General features: G+C 42.4%; 16 protein-coding genes. 5 read left to right on the top strand and 11 right to left on the bottom strand.

The features are described from left to right. Nucleotides 1-71: 71 nt before the first annotated feature. Nucleotides 72-1,175, bottom strand: coding sequence for a DUF3900 domain-containing protein (locus tag BN1546_RS24000; protein WP_016820767.1), 1,104 nt, complete (start codon nt 1,173-1,175; stop codon nt 72-74). Between the two features lie 396 nt (nt 1,176-1,571). On the opposite strand from BN1546_RS24000, the gene BN1546_RS23995 reads away from it, so the two are divergent. After that, entirely contained in the window at nt 1,572-2,786 is a 1,215-nt protein-coding gene (locus BN1546_RS23995; RefSeq protein ID WP_090738977.1) for an MFS transporter, read from the top strand. 719 nt (nt 2,787-3,505) lie between these two features. Further along, complete coding sequence (locus BN1546_RS23990) at nt 3,506-5,467, top strand: endonuclease MutS2 (RefSeq protein WP_058830860.1); 1,962 nt, start codon at nt 3,506-3,508, stop codon at nt 5,465-5,467. Nucleotides 5,468-5,613: 146 nt separating this feature from the next. Here the strand turns inward: BN1546_RS23990 and BN1546_RS23985 are convergent, their stop codons facing one another. After that, a complete protein-coding gene (locus BN1546_RS23985; RefSeq protein ID WP_090738976.1) occupies nt 5,614-6,519 on the bottom strand; it encodes an ROK family protein in 906 nt (301 codons plus the stop codon). 68 nt (nt 6,520-6,587) lie between these two features. Continuing rightward, nucleotides 6,588-7,394 (bottom strand): HAD-IIB family hydrolase, encoded by an 807-nt coding sequence (locus BN1546_RS23980; RefSeq protein ID WP_013371395.1) that lies wholly within the window; start codon nt 7,392-7,394, stop codon nt 6,588-6,590. A gap of 127 nt (nt 7,395-7,521) precedes the next feature. On the opposite strand from BN1546_RS23980, the gene BN1546_RS23975 reads away from it, so the two are divergent. Next, nucleotides 7,522-8,666 (top strand): IS3 family transposase gene (locus tag BN1546_RS23975; RefSeq protein WP_090737517.1). Its coding sequence is split into 2 segments (ribosomal slippage): nt 7,522-7,795 and nt 7,795-8,666, totalling 1,146 coding nucleotides; the frame shifts between segments, so codons are not numbered across the junction. Between the two features lie 581 nt (nt 8,667-9,247). Here BN1546_RS23975 and BN1546_RS23970 read toward each other — a convergent pair. From BN1546_RS23970 to BN1546_RS23960, 3 genes are all read right to left on the bottom strand, one after another. Further along, nucleotides 9,248-10,468, bottom strand: a complete 1,221-nt coding sequence (locus tag BN1546_RS23970; RefSeq protein ID WP_013371397.1) for an MFS transporter — start codon at nt 10,466-10,468, stop codon at nt 9,248-9,250. 33 nt (nt 10,469-10,501) lie between these two features. Then, a complete protein-coding gene (locus BN1546_RS23965) occupies nt 10,502-11,503 on the bottom strand; it encodes an ROK family protein (protein WP_064964157.1) in 1,002 nt (333 codons plus the stop codon). A 305-nt stretch (nt 11,504-11,808) separates the two neighbouring features. After that, on the bottom strand, nt 11,809-12,765 hold the full coding sequence (locus BN1546_RS23960) for a tyrosine-type recombinase/integrase (protein WP_090738975.1): 957 nt from the start codon (nt 12,763-12,765) through the stop codon (nt 11,809-11,811). Between the two features lie 467 nt (nt 12,766-13,232). Between BN1546_RS23960 and aiiA the strand changes: the two genes are divergently transcribed. Together aiiA and BN1546_RS27460 are read left to right on the top strand one after the other, a co-directional pair. After that, nucleotides 13,233-13,988 (top strand): quorum-quenching N-acyl homoserine lactonase AiiA, encoded by a 756-nt coding sequence (gene aiiA / locus BN1546_RS23955; RefSeq protein WP_090738974.1) that lies wholly within the window; start codon nt 13,233-13,235, stop codon nt 13,986-13,988. Nucleotides 13,989-14,423: 435 nt separating this feature from the next. Next, nucleotides 14,424-14,591, top strand: a complete 168-nt coding sequence (locus BN1546_RS27460) for a hypothetical protein (protein WP_007432475.1) — start codon at nt 14,424-14,426, stop codon at nt 14,589-14,591. Between the two features lie 77 nt (nt 14,592-14,668). Here BN1546_RS27460 and BN1546_RS23950 read toward each other — a convergent pair whose 3' ends face one another. From BN1546_RS23950 to BN1546_RS23930, 5 genes are all read right to left on the bottom strand, one after another. Continuing rightward, the gene (locus BN1546_RS23950) at nt 14,669-15,715 is read right to left on the bottom strand and encodes a FecCD family ABC transporter permease (RefSeq protein ID WP_090738973.1); all 1,047 of its coding nucleotides are present in this window, start codon (nt 15,713-15,715) and stop codon (nt 14,669-14,671) included. 1 nt (nt 15,716) lies between these two features. Further along, a complete protein-coding gene (locus BN1546_RS23945; protein ID WP_090738972.1) occupies nt 15,717-16,781 on the bottom strand; it encodes a FecCD family ABC transporter permease in 1,065 nt (354 codons plus the stop codon). Between the two features lie 228 nt (nt 16,782-17,009). Next, the gene (locus tag BN1546_RS23940) at nt 17,010-17,993 is read right to left on the bottom strand and encodes an ABC transporter substrate-binding protein (RefSeq protein ID WP_058711201.1); all 984 of its coding nucleotides are present in this window, start codon (nt 17,991-17,993) and stop codon (nt 17,010-17,012) included. Nucleotides 17,994-18,030: 37 nt separating this feature from the next. Continuing rightward, nucleotides 18,031-19,746: an ABC transporter ATP-binding protein gene (locus BN1546_RS23935; RefSeq protein ID WP_013371404.1), complete on the bottom strand. Its 1,716-nt coding sequence runs from the start codon at nt 19,744-19,746 to the stop codon at nt 18,031-18,033. Between the two features lie 32 nt (nt 19,747-19,778). Further along, a complete protein-coding gene (locus BN1546_RS23930) occupies nt 19,779-20,786 on the bottom strand; it encodes an ABC transporter substrate-binding protein (RefSeq protein ID WP_040103630.1) in 1,008 nt (335 codons plus the stop codon). Nucleotides 20,787-21,000 lie beyond the last annotated feature (214 nt).

The following is a 21,000-nucleotide window of genomic DNA, read 5'->3' as shown; positions in this document are numbered from 1 at the left end:
CAGATACATCCGTTGTGAGGCCCGTTTTTATTTAATATAATACAGTTTCTTGCCCTGCTATGCGTTCCAAATTACCAAGGTGGTGTATCGCCATCCATACCCTCATTTTCGTGTTGCCGTTTCTCTTTCAGCCGCTCAGCCACTGTTTCAAAGGATTCAGGTTGCAGCAGTTCAATCGGTGAAAATCCCTTTTCAAACGTAAATGCGTCACCTTCTATAATAAGTGCATATCTATCATGAAGTTTTGTGATATGCAGCTTGGCACCAAAGTCGGATAGCAACCCACGTACAGCCGTATCATCCAGTTTGAAGCGAACTTCAATTTCCGGTTTTAGCTCGACAATATGCTGCGCAGCCTCTACGACCTGAAGGGGTTCCCACTTCCCTTGCAAATCCCGTTTTTCGCTGGCTGCCCATAGTTCCAGATCGCGCTCTTCCTGCTGTCTTTCCTCATTAGATGCATCCGGCCATTTGGTTTCTACATAGTTCTGAACAAAGCCCATGACATGCTCATTAACGATTTCCGGCATGGATTGCTCATAAGTGACGAATTTCAAAAAGTCTTCAAAATACCGTGCATGCGAGGACTGATGTATTTTAAGCTCCCATTCATCGTTCATACCCTCCTCCAGCATGTAAGGATACATGATGGATTTCATATTACGGGCTGAAATCGCCATTTCGACCTCACTTACCAGGCTACTCTCAGTAATCCGTGCAATTTTAGGTTCAAAATCACATTTGAGCACAAAAATAAACGGGTCGTCAGAGTGGGTATTTAATGTAGCCTGTACAATGATCAGTGCTCCACCTCGTACCGCGCTTGTATCCAAATACATCCGCACCAGATCATCACATGCATTTTTAAAATCTTCCTTATCCTCTGCTGCACGTAGTCGGGCGAACATATTGAAATTCGGATTACTGCTCAGTTCATGTTCCGGTTCGACGATAAAGCGGCCGATTTTGGTCGGTGCCTGCTCTGTGCTGGGATTTTTTTCAACCTTTCGCTTGCTAATACGAGCAAATTCCCCGTCCAGAAATTTTTTGACATCACTCTCGTCGTAATCATAGTCATCCATTGTAGCATAATGCTTGTAGGACTTACCGCCTTGTCCTTCTTTTCCGTCTACCTGAATCACAAAAAAAGATAAAAAGTCCACTTGAAAGTTCATTTACGTTCTATACGCTCCTTTTCAGGCATGTACGCGTAATTATATCACTATGATTTTAAAAGGTACATCGGATTCAGATTCTGATAGATAAAGATGCGCTTATTAGTTAACATAATATTAATTATGTTCATCTATTTTATTTGAGCATAATTTCCAATTTATAAATATGTAGTGACTCATTCCCTTCTATTCTAATCCGCATTCTTTAGCATGATTGATCACTTCCTTTTTCCTGCTCTACTTCATTCATAATCATAAAAAACATTTGACTAAATAGCAGTATATTTATTATATTATCTATTGTTATATAGACAAATATTAGTTTTGTTTATAAAAATACAAAAATACAGAGCTTGAGGGTTTTACCCCCTGAAAACTGGAAAGGAGAGTTTGTTGTTGTTTAAAAATCCATATATAAGAACTATTATCGCCTCCAATGCGTTGCTAAATTTGGGCATCTGGGTGCGGAACTTTGCCATACTGTTGTATGTAACAGATCTGACCCATAATGATCCCGTATACGTATCGCTCATTTCGGTTGCTGAATTTGCGCCTATCTTTCTGTTTGCCATCATTGGAGGTACGTTTGCGGATCGTTGGCCGCCTAAACGGACAATGGTTAGTTGCGATCTGCTGTCGGCTGCATCTATTTTTATCGTGTTGCTCGCATTGTGGTACGGGTCATGGCAGGTGCTCTTGCTATCCACTTTCTTCTCGGCCATTCTATCTCAATTTTCTCAGCCATCTGCGATGAAGATATTAAAGCAGCATGTAGCACCAGAACAGCTTCAGGGAGTGATGGCTCTTTTTCAGTCTCTCATGGCATTATTTATGGTTATCGGTCCTGTCGTCGGTACATTTATTTATCAACACTTTGGTATTTTCTCTTCATTGTCTATAACAGGAATGTTGTTTCTCATCTCTGCGCTTGTTCTGACTCGTATCCCACAAGATGAACAAGCAATTGAGATAGATCGACCAACTCATTTTATTGAAGAGCTTAAAGAAGGAATACATTATGTATGGAATAACCGTACACTTCGCACGCTTGGAGGAACATTTACCATAATTGGGCTGGCGGTCGGACTTATTCAACCATTAATGGTTTTTGTCGCTATCGAGAACCTCGGACAAGACAAGGAATTTTTACAATGGCCGTTAATGGCGAACGGAGCGGCTATGCTGTTGGGCGGCGGTCTGATTATGGGGATTGCCAAAAAAGTTCAGCCGCAATTGCTGTTGGCGACTGGACTTCTGGTCAGCACACTGACAACCTTTGGAGTCGGATGGTCGCACAATATTGTGCTGACAATGGCATTACAAGTACTCAGCGGTCTATTTTATCCTTGCATTCATATCGGTATCAACACGATGATGATGAAAAATTCCGAAGCTGCTTTTATCGGCCGAGTCGGTGGTGCCCTCTCTCCCCTGTTTTCCGGGATGATGGTCGTCGGTATGAGCATCGGCGGTACACTCAAACGCGAATCCTCCCTGTACACCGTATATATCGTGAGCGCCGGCTTATTTTTAGTCGGATCGATGTTGTTGTTACCGCTGCTTCGTGACAGACCGCCTGTACAAGCTGTCACATCCGTTGATTCTAAATAAGAGCACAAGAAACCGCCCTGGGAGATATGATATGCCAGCTACTAGGGCGGTTTCTTAATGTTAGTACTCTGTTTCATATGGATGCTGTATTCCTGCTGGAGTGGGATCATTTTCATAAATCATTTAATCGAAATCAGTTAACATAATATATATTTCGTTAACTCCTTGTCCTCATGATCACTTTTTCATCAAATTGTGAAGTCAGCCTTGACTTCCATACCTGTCTGATTGTATATTGTGGATATATCTTCAATTAAGGGAGAGATTTTAATGTCGGTGAACGTTCTTAACTAAGCAATTGCATATTCAGGGAAAACCATCAGGCGCTTGTACCCTTCAGGGACAGGTTTGTTTGTTGCTGAGTTTTCACCCTGGTATTAGTTAAGAACATGCGGATATCATAAATCGCCTTAGGGATTATTTTCATTTAGGCCTTATTCCGTGCTGTGTTCAGCACGGTTTTTTTGTTTCCAGCTTTGTGAACTCTTTTTACACGTTTTTCTATTCATAAGCCAATTAACTGATATGTTGGTTGGCCTGTGGTTTAAAACGCAGAATTGGTGAGTTCACATGCTGGATTATAGGCTTATTTGATGATACATTCCCTCTTCCTTAAAGGGCGGAGAATGAACGTTTTGTTCATTCCCCGCCCTTTTTTTGTTTTCCAGAAAAGTTTTGAAAAAATCCTGTCAATACACAACTAAAGGAGAGATTTATTCATGAACGAAACTACAATGCTGCGTTTGGAATATGATCAGATTAAAACAAGAGTATCTGAATGTGCCTTTTCGTACCTGGGTAAGCATCATGCCGCTTCCATGCAACCAATTACAGATATCCGTACAATCAAAATTCGTCTTAACGAAACGAGCGAAGCTTTACAACTCATTCGCCACGGAGCTAGCGTACCCGTTCCTTCATTGGAAGGAATGGAGCACATTCTGCACCTCTTGGGAACCGGCTATATGTTCAGCGAGCGTGATTTTTCTCATTTGGCCCAATTCATCAGAAGCTGCATGCAGCTGATGAAATATATGCATGCCAAGGCGGATGCAGCTCCAACCGTCAGTGCTTATGCCTCTTCCATGTATGGTATGGAGTCACTCCTATCCGAAATCGAGAGATGCATTTATTCGGGTCGAGTGACGGATAACGCCAGTAAAGAGCTAGCTAAAATTCGCAAAAAAATTGCAGTTACTGAAGAACGTATCAAGAGGAAATTAGACTCTCTCACCAGCCGTCATCGATCCATCATGCAAGAAAATATGATCAGTCAGCGCAATGGCCGTTATGTACTTCCGATCAAAAAGGAATTCCGCAAACAGGTGAAAGGCAATGTACTGGATGAATCGGGAAGCGGTCAAACGGTCTATGTTGAACCTGCAGAGATCGTAAATCTACAATTCGAACAAAGCGCAAACATGGCAGAGGAATCAAAAGAGGAAATGAAAGTGCTGGGAGATCTGACCGCAATGGCTGAGTCATACAACCGGGAACTAAGCATTAATACAGAGACGGTAGGCATACTGGATTTTTTATTGGCTAAAGCTAAATACGCCATGACCCTGGATGCTGTTTCTGTCGAGCTTAACGATGAGGGGATTATAGATATCCATGGTGCACGTCACCCATTGATGGCGAATACTATGGTGCCGCTTGATTTCTCAATTGGTGAGGGTTATTCCTCGCTTATTATTACCGGACCGAATACAGGCGGAAAAACGATGGCTCTCAAAAGCGTCGGTCTGTTAACACTCATGGTGCAATCCGGCCTGCTGGTACCTGTTTTGCAAGGCAGCCGCATGGCTGTATTCGAGGACATTGTGGTAGACATCGGGGATGGCCAAAGTATTGAACATGCTTTGAGCACCTTTTCTGCACATATTCGCAACATGATTGGCATTTTGGAAACGGCAGGCAGCTCTACTCTGATCCTGATCGATGAAATGGCTTCTGGTACCGATCCGGGAGAAGGCGTAGGTCTATCTATCGCACTGCTGGAAGAATTTCATCGTCGACGGGCGACAGTAGTGGCTACCACCCACTTTAGCGAAATCAAGCATTTTGCTGAAAACACACCTGGATTTCAAAATGCTCGTATGGAGTTTGATACCGAAACGTTGCAACCCTTGTACCGACTTCGCATCGGTGAGGCTGGGGAAAGCTATGCATATGCAATTGCTTTGAAGCTAGGCATGTGGACTCGCATTATCGAACGTTCGGAGGCCATTTCTGCTGGAAGAACGTCTCAGAATACACAGAAGTCTTTGGTTCTTCCCCCTTCTTTTGACGATAAAAGGCCTGAGGATGTATGTAAACCTGCCTCTAAAAAAGCATCTACAGACCGTACAGTCGCAAAACAGGAAAAACAAGAGAACCCACTCATAACCAGGTCGTTTGCTCTTGGAGATAGTGTTTATGTCGGCTACCTAGATCGAACTGGTATTGTTTGCAAAACGGAAGATGAACGAGGCAATGTTGGAGTTTTGATTCAAGGACAAAAGCTGATCATAAACAAAAAGAGGCTCGTTCTTCACATCGCAGCAACAGAATTGTATCCAGACGATTATGATTTGGATATTGTTTTAGAAACAAAGGAAAATCGAAAAAAACGAAAGCTTCTAGCGCGCAAGCATGTTCAGGGGCTAATCATTGAATCACCTCCGGAAAATGAAAAGTAAGCGTACGTGCATATTCTTCATTGAAAAATAAGTTGCTTCGGAATGTTATACGCACCAGATAAACATAATATATATTATGTAAACTAGGTGAATACAAAAGAGCATGTCTTAAGCTTAAAGACACGCTCTTTTGCTTTTATTTTATCTCATACTTCAAGATGGTGTGATTGCATGTAGTTGTATATAGCACCTATCAAATTCGCTTCATTGCCTAATTTACTTTGCTCAATATCTGCACGCACAAAATTTAAGATTGAATGCAAATAAAGCTTCTCTAGCTCTTCCTTAATAGTAACAACCAGCAAAGGATTGGCAGATATGCCTCCCCCAATCACAAACTTTTCAGGGTCAAGAATTGCTTGTAGGTTAATAATTTGTGTTGCGATGTTCCTACAGTATTCTCGAAAAATCTTTTGTACCGTGTGATCACCTTCTTCAATGAGCTTGAATACTTTTTCACCTGTAATAGAATCTGCTGGAAGTCCTTTAGCCTTGGCAACCGTTTTAGCTAAAACAGAACTACTACCCTGCATACCAAGCAGATAATCCACATTGTCTGCATGCTCGTTGTTAGTTCTGATGAAGGAGAATTCCCCAGCCGATAAATGATGGCCTTTCAGCAATTTACCTTGAGAGATGATTCCACCGCCCATCCCTGTTCCAACAACCAAAACAACACCATCAGCGATCCCCTGTAGTGAGCCGCGCCATACTTCTCCAAGAGCAGCACACTTTCCATCATTTTCAATGGCTACGGGTAAATGGAACGCTTTCTTAAAAACTTCAATCATATTGATATCGTTTATATACCTTAATGAACCCCCATGCACCATATGACCAGTGATCGAGTCCACAATACCTGGCATGCTGACGGCTATACCTTCACATTTATCTATAAACTGACTGTGAATTTGCTTCAAAGCTATAAGCAGATTCTCTAGTGAATCTAACGGTGTAGCAACTTTGCCCTTTGTCATAAATTCACCTTGAGAATATAAACTGAATTTAATAAAAGAGCCGCCAATATCAAAAACCAGTATTTTATTTTTCATGCTGCGTATAGTCCCTTCATTCGGTAGTGTGGAATCTGGAGGTCTATCTTCATAAACGATAATTAATATTAGTGCTTTTGTAAATCCATCATTTTCTTTATCGTTAACAATACACCGTTTTCTTCATTGGATTTGGTAATAAAACTTGCTGCATTTTTAGTATTCTCACAAGCATTTTTTACAGCAAAACTGTATTTGGCAATACTCATAAGCTCCACATCATTTTCACCATCTCCAAAAGACATGGTTTCATCCATAGTAACGCCCAATATCTCTTGAAGTTTTCTTACCGTCTCCCCTTTATGAGTATGAAGGGCTGTAATATCCAGCCAATTTGCTTCAGAATCTACAATATAAATTTGATCTAGCAGCGTTTTTTCAACATGTTTTCTTAATAAGGAACTTCTCCCGGATGGATCGTAAACCGTTATTTTAAGAAAGTTGCTGTTTATTTGATCAAATGAATCAATCTTTAGCACTTCCTTGTAGGAGCCCTTCACAATTTTGTAATATTCCTCTTGAATATGAGAGTGAACATAAGCTCCTTCTGTTGTACATGCTATGATAATAAAATCCTTAGCAAAAGCTTCAATTTGATTGATCGCTTGTAATGCTAAATTACGTTCAATTGTAAACTCTTTTACAACGACTCCATCCTTTTTAATGCGAGTCGCGCTGTCCCCTAAAATCCAGATCCCTTTTCCATGTTCACCAAACAATTCTTCTACTCTTTCACATTGCTTACCTGTACAAGCAACAAAGGAGATATTATTTTCTTGCATTTCTTCATACACTTGATTGAATAATTCAATATCAAACGTGCCACTATTGTTCAGAAAAGTACCATCCAAATCACTTACTACCAGTTTAAACATAAATAAGCCTCCCTTAGTTGTTTGATACACTCGGGACTGACCCCATAACGGGAGACAAATCAAAACACCTTCAAGAAAATCGAACCATGTCGTAAGATATGGAGATAACCTTGGAGGTGTTTTTACGTTGGCAACGAGAGTGAGTTATCCCTTAGAAATAAAGATGAAAGCTATTGAAATGAGATTGGCAAGAGTCCCGGTAAGAGAGGTTATGGAGCAGTTGGGAATACGGAATAAAACACAGCTAAAAACATGGATGAGGTGGTATCGAAAAGGTGAAGTGCATCGTCTGGAGCAGCCTGTGGGTAAACAATACAGCTACGGAAAAGGTCCGGAACACTCTTCGGAGCTCGAAAAAGTAAAAGCGGAGAACCGGTTCCTGAAGCAGCAAGTGGACCTGCTAAAAAAGTACAAGGAACTGGAAAGGAGGTGGAACCAGAGGTCGCCGTTGCCTGGATCGAATCCATTCGAGACGAAGTGACGGTGTCTGAGGCTTGTACATGGCTCGGAATCGCAAGAGCGACCTACTACCGTTGGAAAGCAACTGTGGGGACAGAGTATGCTGACAAAGCAGTGGAGAGAATCCGGGAGCTTTGCATCCGTCATAAATTTCGGTATGGTTACCGGAAAATCACCGCACTCCTTCGGGCAGAGCAAAGAATGAATCACAAACGAGTTCAGCGGATTATGCAGCGTGAGGGGCTACAATGCCGCGTGAGGATGAAGAAACGAAAGGCCACTGGGCAGCCCGCTCATCCAGCAGAAAATCTGCTGAAGCGGCAATTCCATGCAGAGGCGCCCTTGCAAAAGCTCGTCACGGACATCACCTATTTACCGTTTGGCGGAAAGATGTTGTACTTCTCCAGCATTCTAGACCTGTACAACGGGGAGATTGTGGCTTACAGTATAGCGGACAAGCAAGATACGTCCTTGGTTTTGGATACGCTGAACCAACTTCCAAAACGGTCAAGCATGCTGCTCCATAGCGACCAGGGAAGCGTATATACGTCACAGGCTTATCAAGCTGCAGTAAAGGGAAAAGGCATTACCATGAGCATGTCCCGTAAAGGAACGCCCGCTGATAATGCCCCCATCGAATCGTTTCATTCCACACTAAAGTCTGAAACATTCTACCTCGAAGATCTCATCTGTACAACGACTGCAATCGTTGTACAGACCGTTCGAGACTACATCACCTACTATAACTCAATTCGGATTCAAGCGAAACTAAATAACCAGTCGCCGGTAGATTACAGGCGACTGGCTGCTTAAACTTGAAGGTGTTTTGATCCCTGTCTCACAAACGGGGGTCAGTCCCCTCATTGTCAGTTCATACTACGGTTTTTTATGTTCATTCCAGGGATCAACATCAAAGTCTCTATTAAAATTCTCAAACTTACGTGCTGCAAGCTTTTGAACAAAAGAAGAATGAGCCAAACTACTGATTATGAAATACGTAATGCATAAAACGGTAACGCATAAGACTCCTTCAATCCCCACATTGTCGCACTCCCTTCTGTCGTATCTGCAACTTTTATACAACATCTAATCCATTTAAACAGCTCGATACAGTTCCAGTCCACTTCATAAAAGATTTAATTAAAGATGTTAATAAAGAGAGTAAAAAAAGCACCTTTATTAAGTGATTATAAAACTACTCAAAAAAATCATCGATGGAGCGGTAAGGTTTTACATCCATAGGCTGTCTTGATAATGCTAAGCACCAGTAAGTACCACACCATATAACTAAACATAATAAAATGAGTGAGATCATAGAGTGCTCTCCTTTCTCTTTTAGGGTATACATTTACTTTAGCTGATGAAACGCGTTTCAAGTCAAGTTGTAATTTGTCTTAACCCTTCAAAATTCTCTTTCTCAGTATACGATTCACTTGTTCTGAACTGAGTAGCATAAAAAGAAGGAAAACAAGGACTGCAACCGGAAAAAAATGAATACTTACCTGAGATGCTATCAGCCCAACAATGGGCGGGAGTAATGTTGTGCCTGTATAAGCAACTGCCATCTGATAACCCATGAGTTTGGCGGAGTTTTCCTTACCGAACCGTGTTGGCGTTTCATGAAGAAGTCCAGGATAAATCGGTGCAAGCCCTAATCCAATAAGGATAAAACCGGGCAATAAAAAGGCAACAGGCAACGGAAACAGCAAAATGAGTCCGCCTGCAACAGCAGTAAGTTGGCCAATCCGGATTAGGATACGATTATTTATTTTTAAAGTTACAAACCCCGTAATCAGCCTGCCTACAGTGATTCCACCGTAGTACAAAGATACCCAACCAGCAGCAGTTTCAGCTGGGATGTTTCTAGCCCCTACCAAAAAGCTGGCTCCCCATAAACCCACCGTTGCCTCTACACCACAATAAAACAAAAAAGCAACGAGCGTGTTCTTAACTCCTTTCATTCGAATTAGATTTTGTTTGGGTGTGTTCTCAACTTGTGCTATATTGTGATCCATCTGTGAGTAGTCTGATTGAGCTTCAGAAATAATCGAATCTTGTATCGCGTTTACACGTTTCCATAATGGCAGTGTAATAAGCAAAATAATAACAAGTCCCCACTGAATCATGGATACGGCTGTATAGCCACTTCTCCATGAATTGTAGTTCGAAATGTAGAAAGACATAATGATTGGTCCCATCGTAGCTCCAACACCCCAAAAACAATGCAGCCAGCTCATATGATGTGCCTTATAATGAGTAGCCACATATTGATTGAGTGCTGCATCTACAGCTCCTCCGCCGAGGCCAAGAGGAATTGCTAAGAGTACGAGCCAGAACAATGAAGGTGCAAAAGAAAACCCGAGTAACGCTCCTGCAGTCAAAAAGCAGCTCATTAGAGTAATCTTGCCTGTACCTATTTTTTCAATGATAGTTCCACTGGCTAGACTTGATACAATGGTTCCGCCTGCAACGACCATGGATACTATTCCGGCTGACCCAAAATCAGCCCCGAGTTCCGGCCACATCACAGGCCATGCTGCCCCAAACAGGGAATCCGGGATTCCCAAGCTAATAAACGCTAGATAAATAATAATCAGAAACCAGGTTGCCATCATGTTTCTCCTCCTCTGCTCAAACGATAGATGTCATTATCTAAAAACAATAATAGGACGCTCTAATTCTTTTAGGGTTAACTCTCTCAACCCTGTTTTAAAATCTTCATAAAATAAATCGGAGAGAACAATGTTTGGATACAAAGGCATCTCATGCTTAGCTTTGTAGGTTTCCAAAAAACGAAAGAAAGAGTCTTCTTCTATATTCTCTCTATAGACTACAATTTGATCAGGATCAAATATAGATTGTAATGTTTGAATTATTTCACATATACTATTGAAAAAAACTTCTCTTCCCTTGCTTTCATCCCACACTATAGACGGGAGGAATTTGATTTCACCAGCCAATCCATGTTTGCCCTTTAAAACTCCATTGCGTAAATAAATCCCCATCCCTGGTGGAGAATTTTCAGGAAAATAGATAGCTAGCACACATTGATCTTCATCTAACTGTTCTCTGTAAACGTATCCACACACAGCCGCATTTACATCATTCTCCACCATAACGGGCAAACCAAATTTGCTCTGCACATCCTCTGCCAACCGGATTCCATTCAACCTTTCATGGCTGCTGACTGTAATCTCTCCATCAACCGATTGTCCCGGGATTCCAATACCAATAACCTTAATAGAAGGATAAAGTGAAATGATGCCTTGAATCGTGGAATAAAATTGTGCATCATCAAAAATTTGAAAGGGATGTTCTTCTTTCATGAGAGCGTCCTCGTTTAAATTAACGACCGTGGTTGATACTACATCCGTTCCTTGTTTTTCATTAATATGTATAATCAGTGCCAGACTATACTCATAATTAAAACGATAGGTTAATGCATGTCTACCACCGTTGGAAGGCACAATCTCATCTTCAAAAATCTCTCCATTATTAAGCAATTCCTGCATAAGCGTATTGATAGTCACCACACTTAAATCAGTCAATGCGGCCAGTTGGGGCTTTGTGGCCTTGCTGATCTGCTTTAATACTTTGCGAACCAGATTCAGATTTATTTCTTTAATTAAATTTGTATTAGCTTTTTCCATACCGTGCTCCTTCTTTTTACAAAATTAGTGGAACCACTTCATAAACCATATTTATAAAGTGGTTCCACTAATTTTGCAGCAAAATATTACCTTTGTCAAGACCAGAGTATGCTGGGCATTAAATAAACAAAGCTGTAAAAATCAAGACAAAGCTTATGATAAAGATTACAAGTTCATAATATTAAGAACATAGTATCATGGATTTAATTTACAAGTCAGGTTCAATTATTTTCTAGTTTGTTTACGTAAAAATAATTATGTAAACTAACTCTAGATAAACTATACAATATAATCGTGGAATATACTTACAATCCCGTTATAGGTATCTGAATATCCAGTTTATCCATTGCTTTTTCTTTTTCCCGATCTGTGACATGTGTATATACCGTGGTGGTCTGTATGGATGAATGCCCCAGCAACTCCTGTACTGTACGCAGATCTGCTCCCTTGCGTAATAGCATCGTGGCAAATGTATGTCTTAGCTTATGGCTTGAATAAGCCTCCCGACGTTCTGTGCCCTTATCTTGCTGGAATCGTTCAAACGTTTCTGTAGCAATCTGTTGAATAGAACGCACCGCCAGACGGCGACCTTTTTGGGATATGAACATCGCGTCTTCCTTACCTCTCCACGGCGTCAATCTTTCCTCCAGTGCATGCTCTACAAAATCACATACAGCCGCCGGCACTGGCAGGGTGCGCCACTTACGTCCTTTACCGAACACATCTAAGGTGCGTCTTTCTCGGCTGTAATCTGAGACATTCAAAGAATGAATCTCCCCCACCCGTAATCCCATGTAAACCATAAGTAGAAAGATAGCCATATTACGATTTGCATACTTCCCTTCCACCGCAAGCAAAAACGGCTGAATATCCTTCTCATCCAGATAGACAGGCATACGATTCTTTTCAGTCTTTGCTTTTTTGATTCCCGCTGCCGGATTCGTGCTGCATAACTCAAATTCCTGTAGCGCTCTAAAAAAACTGTTCACCGCTGCATGCTTCCGGTTCCGCGTACTATCTCCGGCGCCTCCCTCCCGCGCTTTAGACAAATACGACATCACATGAATCTTTTTCACCTGGTCAAGTGGTTTATCACGCAATGTACGTAAAAACTGTTTTACATCCCCTGTGTAATTTTTTTGCGTATGTATTGTATACCCCGCATCCTTCATCCAAATCAAAAAAGCTTCCAGCTCTTCAGTATACACTTCATCAATTTCTTCTATCGTATCTAGCTCCATATGCCGCAGCTCTTTTCTCAACCCGCTTGCCTCCATTCAGTTCAAATTCCAAAATATGCTGTAAAACGATCATCTTCGTCTGATTTTTATCGACAATCCAATCGACATCTTATGCAGGAGAGCATATAAAAGTCGTTTTAAACCTAAACTGCGTATAATTTATATTATACGCAGTTTTTTTGAGCACTTTTTAAGTATAAATAAAGCGTGTCCCTCTTGTCCAGCCTATGTACTTACCCTTTTTTGCTCATCCGCTTATACATCAGCACGTACTGGCCTTTGTGACGGCAGATTCCTGCTGGACGCCTACATGCCCTATCATTTAAACTATTAGAAATTAATTTTTGAAAGTACGGGATTACAGCGAAAGCATGAGGCTCCATCACCCCATCTTACAATGAAATACAAGCATCACTTTCTGCCAGCTGTAATCCCGTTTATTAACTACATAATAATTATTATGTAAACTAAGAGCGGAGGATGAATGTATGATTAACAAATTGTACTGGTTACCGGTCGGTCAGCTTGATATTGATCGCTCCTCACTCAACCATCATGCACAGCCTGGTGAACTGGTGCGCCTGCAAATCTGGTCGTATCTGCTGGAGACAGATCACGGTCCGATTCTCATTGACACCGGTATGCCGGATTCGTTTATCAACAATCCAGATTATTTTAAAAATACACCGTTTGAAGGGCGCTTCATTCCCCATATGTCAGCCGATGATAGTATCGTAGCTGTACTGGATCGGATTGGCTATCAACCAGACGATATCCATGCCATCGTAATCTCTCATATGCATATGGATCATGCCGGAGGCAATCCGCATTTTCCGAATACACCGATTTATGTGCAGCAGACCGAAGCAGACGCTGCGATCGGTAATCTGGAGTATGCGCCGCCGGAATGCGTGCAGACGAACTTGAATTACCGACTGCTTCAAGGGGACCATGAACTGGTTCCGGGCTTGCAACTGCTCCATACTCCGGGTCATTCGCCGGGTCATCAGTCCGTGCTGATCACAACAAAGGAATCGGGTCCGGTCATGCTGACGATTGATGTTGCCTACACGCAGGAGAATTACGCAAACGACGTGCCGTTTGACGGCTTTGACCGTGAACAGGCACGCCAGTCAATCGCCCGCGTTCAGCAGATTGTGCAGGAGGTTAAGCCGAACCTATTGTTCTTCGGTCATGATCCTGAGCAGGTAGCCGTTCAGCCGGTATATCCACAGTACAAATAATGATAAATGTTATAGCCTCTTATTTTTTTCTTTTCATTAGGTAGTTGTAACGACTTCGACATTTAGGGCTGCAAAATTTGGTCACCTGAGATCGCTGATATGGAATAAACAAAGATTGCATTGAATAACCTTTGCTGTTCTCGTTGCTCCTCTCCATAGCTTCCAGCAAACTGATAAGTGATTGCATAAACATGAAGCTAATGTCCCTAATCTCCTGTTATCGCCAGCATAAGGAAGTATATCTAAGAACTCAGGGGGTGAGCAGCTGTCGACGCGGTATGGATGATGAGGATAAGTATTTTGCTATCTCATTCTGTTTTCCCTTGATCATCCAGCACGATATACTTAAAGAAGTCGAAAGGCAACCTTATATTCAGTCTATGCTTATTTCTAAAATGTAGATTTATTCATGACAAAGGGAGTGTTCATTTACTTATGAGTACCGAAATGCTGGAACGTCGAAGTGAGATTTTAAAACGAAACATCCATCAGTTGCTGGTTCAGGAAAATCAACACGGCGTGACACGGCAGGAAAATTACACGTTGCATAAAATGATCAGAGAGCTGCATCAAACCTCTCATGCCTTGAATACTTCCCGTTGAGATGAAAGGCTGCTACATCAAACAAAAAATAACCTTCAGCTCCACTTCTTTAGTGGTGTTGAAGGTTATTTTTTATGTTATCCTTTTGAGCGACTCAAAAGATATAAGAAGTATGGCGCACCTATGATGGCAACAATTAATCCTGTCGGAATTTCTTTCTGTAAAGGTAAGGCTCGTGTGATCGTATCCGCTACAAGTACCAGGAGTGCTCCGACTAAAGCACAGGTTACCAGCAGCATTTTATGCTTCGGACCCACTAGCTTTCTTGCCAAATGTGGAGCTACCAAACCGACAAAACCGATCCCGCCACTAACCGACACACTTGAACTGGCTAGTCCAACTGCAGCCGCGAGGAGAAGAATGCGTTCCTTTTCAATAGGTGTACCTAACCCGGATGCCGTCTGATCCCCCAAATTAAGCACATTCATTACGTTTGCTTTATAGTATGCGAAGGGAAGCAATACAATTATCCAAGGCAGCAGAGCCATTACGAATTTCCAGTTTGAACCCCATATGTTTCCTGCTAACCAATTAGCTACAAACGTGTAGCTTTCAGGTGTCAACTTAAGAGTCATAATGATCATGGCAGCACTGATGCCCGCCGCTACCCCAATTCCGCTCAGCAATAGCCTTGTCGGAGAAATGCCTTCGCCTTTTTTGTAAGAAAGAGCATAGATCAGAATAGCAGCCGCTCCCGATCCAATTAGTGCAAGAGCGGGTAGTAAAAATAATGAATTCATAGTTTGCATAGATGGGAAAAGTAGTACAAACAACATCACCATCAGCCCGGCGCCTGCATTAATCCCCAGAATACCAGGGTCTGCTAGACTGTTGCGTGATACCCCCTGCATAATACAACCGGAAACAGCCAAACCTGCACCGATCAGAATGGCAATAATCATTCGCGGTAACCGAAATTCAAGGAGAATTAATTCCTGCTGTGGAGTCCCTTGTCCGAACAAGGTTCTAAAAAGCTCCATTGGCGAAAGTCGGATCGTTCCCGTGTTCGCGCTCACAGTGAATGCAGCAATGAGCAATACAAGCAAAATGATAACAACCATCCAATCATGGATTTTTTTACGGTGACTTGCTTTGGCAATAGCCCCATTCGTAACGTTACTCATCTTACAGTGCCCTCCTTTCTTTACGTGCTAGGTAAAGGAAGAATGGAACACCAATTAAGGCAATAAGTACACCCACTGGTGTTTCCTCAGGTGCATTAATCATACGGGCCGCCAGATCGGCAAACACGATAAGTAAAGCTCCCATAATAGCCGAACAAGGAATAATCCAGCGATAATCGACCCCAACCAGTTTGCGCGTGATATGGGGAATAATCAACCCTACGAACCCTATAGAACCAACCAACGATACCGCAGCACCCGCCAGGATTAATACGAGAATCATACCGGCGACCTTTACCATCCCAGTTCGCTGACCAAGGCTCAACGCAATTTCGTCTCCTAGACTAAGTAACGTAATGGAGCGTGATAACATGAGGGCACCGATAAAAGCTGCCACAACCCATGGAACGACAATGCCTAGCTGAACCCACTTGGTCCCACTAAGTCCTCCAGCATACCAAAAGGCCAAATCCTGTCCAACATTAAAGTATAAACTGATCGTATCTCCTAAGGCAGACAGCAATGCCGTGACAGCTGCACCCGCCAATACAAGGCGAACTGGCGTAATACCTGATTTGGAAATAGCGCTTGTACCATAGACCAACATAACCGCCAAGGCTGCACCCACAAAAGAATACAGCATTAACTGCAAAAAGGAAGTACCCGGAAAAAGAGCAAAGCAAATCGCCATCGTCAAGCTGGCGCCCGAATTCAGCCCAAGCAAGCCAGAGTCCGCAAGCGGATTGCGGGTCATCCCCTGCATAATGGCCCCTGCTACGGCGAAACAAACTCCGATTAACACACCACCCAGAATCCGAGGTAGACGGATTTCCCATATAATTTGATGGTTTTGCAGCTCAGGATTAAAATGAAAGACGGCGTTCCAGACCTCCTCCAGTTTGATTGAGGCTGCACCAAATGATAAAGACAGAGCGATACCGAATGCTAACAGTGCTAATCCGGCTGTCAGGATAAGCGAAGCCGCCCATGGCCGCGATTGAAATTGAGTCGGCGGCTGATTACGATTGCTTTGAGCAGAGCTATCCGAAGATTCTGATAATTTCATAACTATGGTTCACCCTTACTGTTAAATAGTATGTAGGCTATCACGAAAACCTGTAGTGAAGATAATATTTGATAATGAGAATTATTATCATGCAATCTTTACTATTGTAAATTAATGCGGCAACAGCTTCAATAGCAAAATTTCGACGATTTTCTTATGTTCAGCTGTTTGTGAAAAATAAAGCCCTCTGGCAAAAATACCAAAGGGCTGCCAACATTACCGAAACAACTACTTCTGTGAGACGTTCTCTTTATTCCGCTGGACGATCATATCTGCCAATTCTTCAGCTTGCCCCGCAATAGCGATAGGATCGAAGTACCAGTATCGATCCTCCTGAAGCTCAAAAACCTTCCCATTCCGGACCGCACTCAGTGATTTCCATATGCTGTCTCCTTCATAACCGCTCAAATCCTTATTAACCGTCAGGAAAATATAAGAGCCAGCATATTGATTAATAACTTCCTTGGAAATTGACTTCCATTGCGTCTCGCCTAATAGTTCTTTTTGGACTTGTGGTGGAGGTGTCAAATTCAATCCTCTATAAACCGCCTGTCCGCCTCTGCCAAAATTATCACCGTATACATAGTATTCTTTTTCCGTGGCTTCCATTACCGTGAAAGTATCCCCGGCTTGAACAATTCCTTTTAATTTGTCACGTGCAGCTTGCAATCGCTGATCATATTGGGCAAGCCACGTTTTGGCTTCCTGCTCTTTTCCCAGTAGCTCACCAAAAGCTGTCAGTTCTTCATGTACATTCTTGTACGTTCCATAAGGAATGACTATAGTCGGAGCAATTTTACTATATTTTTCATATTCAGAAGTATCTTTAGAACCAATCAGAATCATATCCGGCTGTAAAGCCAATACTTTTTCAATAGATACACTGCCACGGTCTCCAATGCTTTCAATGCCTTGTACAAGATCCTTCGAAAACGGATTATCCAGATAATACTTAACACTTCCCACAGGTTTAATTCCTAGTGCTAATAAATCATTCTGGTACATATCTACTACAATCCGCTGAGGGTGAACCGGAATCTTAATATCTCCATGAATTGTCTTGACTGTTTTCGTTGCAGCTGACTTTGATTCACCAGAAGCTTGATTCTGCTTTTCGTCTGGCTGATTTCCCCTTCCACCACAGGCGCTAAGAAAAACAATGACTGACAAAAAAAGCATCGTCACCATCCACATTTTCTTTGTCAAAATCATTCATTCCTCTCTCTATTTACGATGTTGCAGTTGACTCTTACGTTCCATATTGAGCTTGGTGCAGGCGGCTATATGCACCTTTTACGGCCATTAATTCTTCATGTTTTCCTTGCTCGGCAATCCCTTGATCTGCAACTACAATAATACGATCAGCATTTTTGATCGTTGCCAGACGATGTGCAATCACGAGTGTCGTGCGACCCTGTGATAGCTCTGTCAAGGCCTGCTGAATTGCAGCTTCTGTCTCTGTATCCAATGCTGATGTAGCTTCATCCAAAATAAGAATTGGCGGATTTTTCAGAAACATCCGGGCAATTGATAAACGTTGCTTTTGACCACCGGACAGCTTTACGCCTCGCTCACCGATCATCGTATCCAAACCCTCTGGGTAGGATCGAACAAGTTCTTCAATCTGAGCACGACGGGCAGCATCCCAGATTTCATTTTCTGAAGCATCAAGTTTGCCGTAAGCGATATTCTCACGAATCGATCCATCAAAGAGGAATACATCCTGCTGTACGATACCAATCATGGATCGCAGCGAATCCAGCTTCATTTCGCGGATATCCATACCATCAATCGTAATACTGCCTTCCTCGACATCATAGAAGCGAGGCAGCAAGCTGCAAAGTGTCGTTTTGCCTGCACCTGAAGGGCCTACAAGAGCTACGGTTTCTCCCGCATGTATGGATAGGTCCACTCTATGCAAGACCTTGTCTTTATTTTCATAGCCAAACGTTACACCTTCAAATTGAATATCTCCCTTGAGATGCTTAACGGTCTTCGCGCCTGGCAGATCCTCTACGTCGGATTCACTTTCCAACAAGTCCAGGTAACGTCGGAAACCGGCAATTCCTTTGGGATACGTTTCAATGACAGAATTAATTTGTTTGATGGGTGCGAGGAATACATTGGACAGCATTACAAATGCGATAAATTCCCCATAGGACATCTGTCCCTCAATAACAAACCATGTTCCACATACAAGCACAAACAATGAGACCAGTTTCATCAGAATAAAGCTAATTGAAGAATTCCACGCCATAATGCGATAAGCAATCAGCTTTGTTTTACGAAACCGTCCATTATTTTCAGCAAAACGCTCCATTTCATGGGCTTCGTTGGAGAACGCTTGAACAACGCGAATACCGCTAACGTTATTTTCAATCCGGGCGTTGTAATCTGCAATATCAGAAAACATACGATGGAAAGCAGCATTCATTTTGCGACTAAAATACAATGACAGGTAAATCATTAGTGGAACGATAATAAATGTCAGCACAGCCAGCTTCCAGTTAATACTGAGCATAATACCGAAAGCCCCGCCCAGAGTCATCAGCGCGATGAACAAATCCTCAGGTCCATGGTGGGCAATTTCTCCGATATCCATCAGATCGTTGGTCATACGGGAGACCAGATGGCCTGTTTTGTTATTATCAAAAAAGCGAAAGGATTGCTTTTGTACGCGATCAAACAGCTTTTTGCGCATATCCGATTCAATGTTAATTCCCAGCTTGTGTCCCCAATACGTAACGACGTAATTCAATCCGGCACTTACAACATAAATCGCAAGTAGAGCCAGACAGGCAAATAAAATCCATTTCCAGTTTCCGCTGGGTAGCAAATCATCAACCACCCGATTAACTGCAAGCGGAAAAGCCAACTCCAGCAGTGCAGCTAGTATAGCGCAAGTAAAATCAATGATAAATAACGTCCGATAAGGACGGTAATACTCAAAAAATCGTTTAAGCATATGACTTCTCCCTTCCTATTCAAATGAACTGGTTATGTAGGATCGACGGAAAGCATCTTAATAGCCTCATCCAGTGAGTGATCGATAGCCAGTGGTGAGTAGGTAAACCAAGGATCGGCCTTGATGAAATACACTTTGTGGTTTTTGACAGCCGGGAGATTTCTCCACAGCGCACTTTGTTCAATTTCCTTCAACATTCCGTCCTTAGCCGCTTCATCGTAAACCAACATAATGATACGATCCCCTGACAGTTCAGGCAGCTTTTCCATCGAAATGCTATCGTATACAAAGTTATACTTCGGGTCCTTTGCGAGCTTCTGACGTATGTACTCTGGAGGATTCAATTCCAGTGAACGGTAGATGACATGTCCTACATTTCGCGCCCCGTACACTCTTAGCACGTCCTTACCGTAGGTCATATAAATGGTAATCGTTTCATCCTTTTTGAATTTTCCAGCCAGCTTCTTTCGACCTTCTTCAGCCTTTTTGTCGAAACTAGCGATCCAATGCTCGGCTTCCTTGTCCTTACCCAACACGGCTGCGACATCCCGCAGTTGCTTAAATACATCCCCATCTCCAAACGAGACGGCTACGGTTGGAGCAATTTTCTCCAGCTGCTCTTTTACTTCTGGCGGGGTATCTTCTGTTGCTATGATCAGGTCAGGTTGTAGCTCCAGTACCTTTTCCACATTCGTCGGGTTCCCAATATCAGCAATCCCGTCAATCTTTCCTTTTAAATAGTCGCCTTCTAACACATGAGAAGCAGCCCCTACTGGCTTAACACCTAAAGCCAGCATTGCATCCAAATATTGTGTCGTGACGACTCGCTGTGGATTTGCAGGGATACTGACCTTTTTGCCAGTGGCATCAACATATTCACGCATAGCAACCGATTGGGATTGCCCGTTAAGAGCATCCGTTCCGCTCTTTTCATTGGTCTGGTTGTTACTAGCTGCGTTTCCGCATGCAGCCAATACAACCATCAAAAAAACGCCAAGACCAAGCATGATTCCCCATTTTAAGCTGTACTTTTGTTGCACAATATACGTCCTCCCTAGATATATGTCTTTATAAAATGATAGTGATTCTCATTATCATACAATTGTTATTCTATCTTTTACCATCCTTTCTTACAATACAAAAATTAAAAACTTCCATTTATGTGTATAAATCGTCTGGGTAGAATAGCCAAAAAAAGGACTGATGCGCATTACAGCATCAGCCCGAAAAGCTTAATATGTTGGGTTCAAACGC

The organism is Paenibacillus sp. Mc5Re-14, from assembly GCF_001049835.1.
GTDB lineage: Bacteria > Bacillota > Bacilli > Paenibacillales > Paenibacillaceae > Paenibacillus > Paenibacillus polymyxa_C.
The sequence above is the reverse complement of the archived record's forward strand: the minus strand, read 5'-3'. Positions and strand labels throughout refer to the sequence as shown.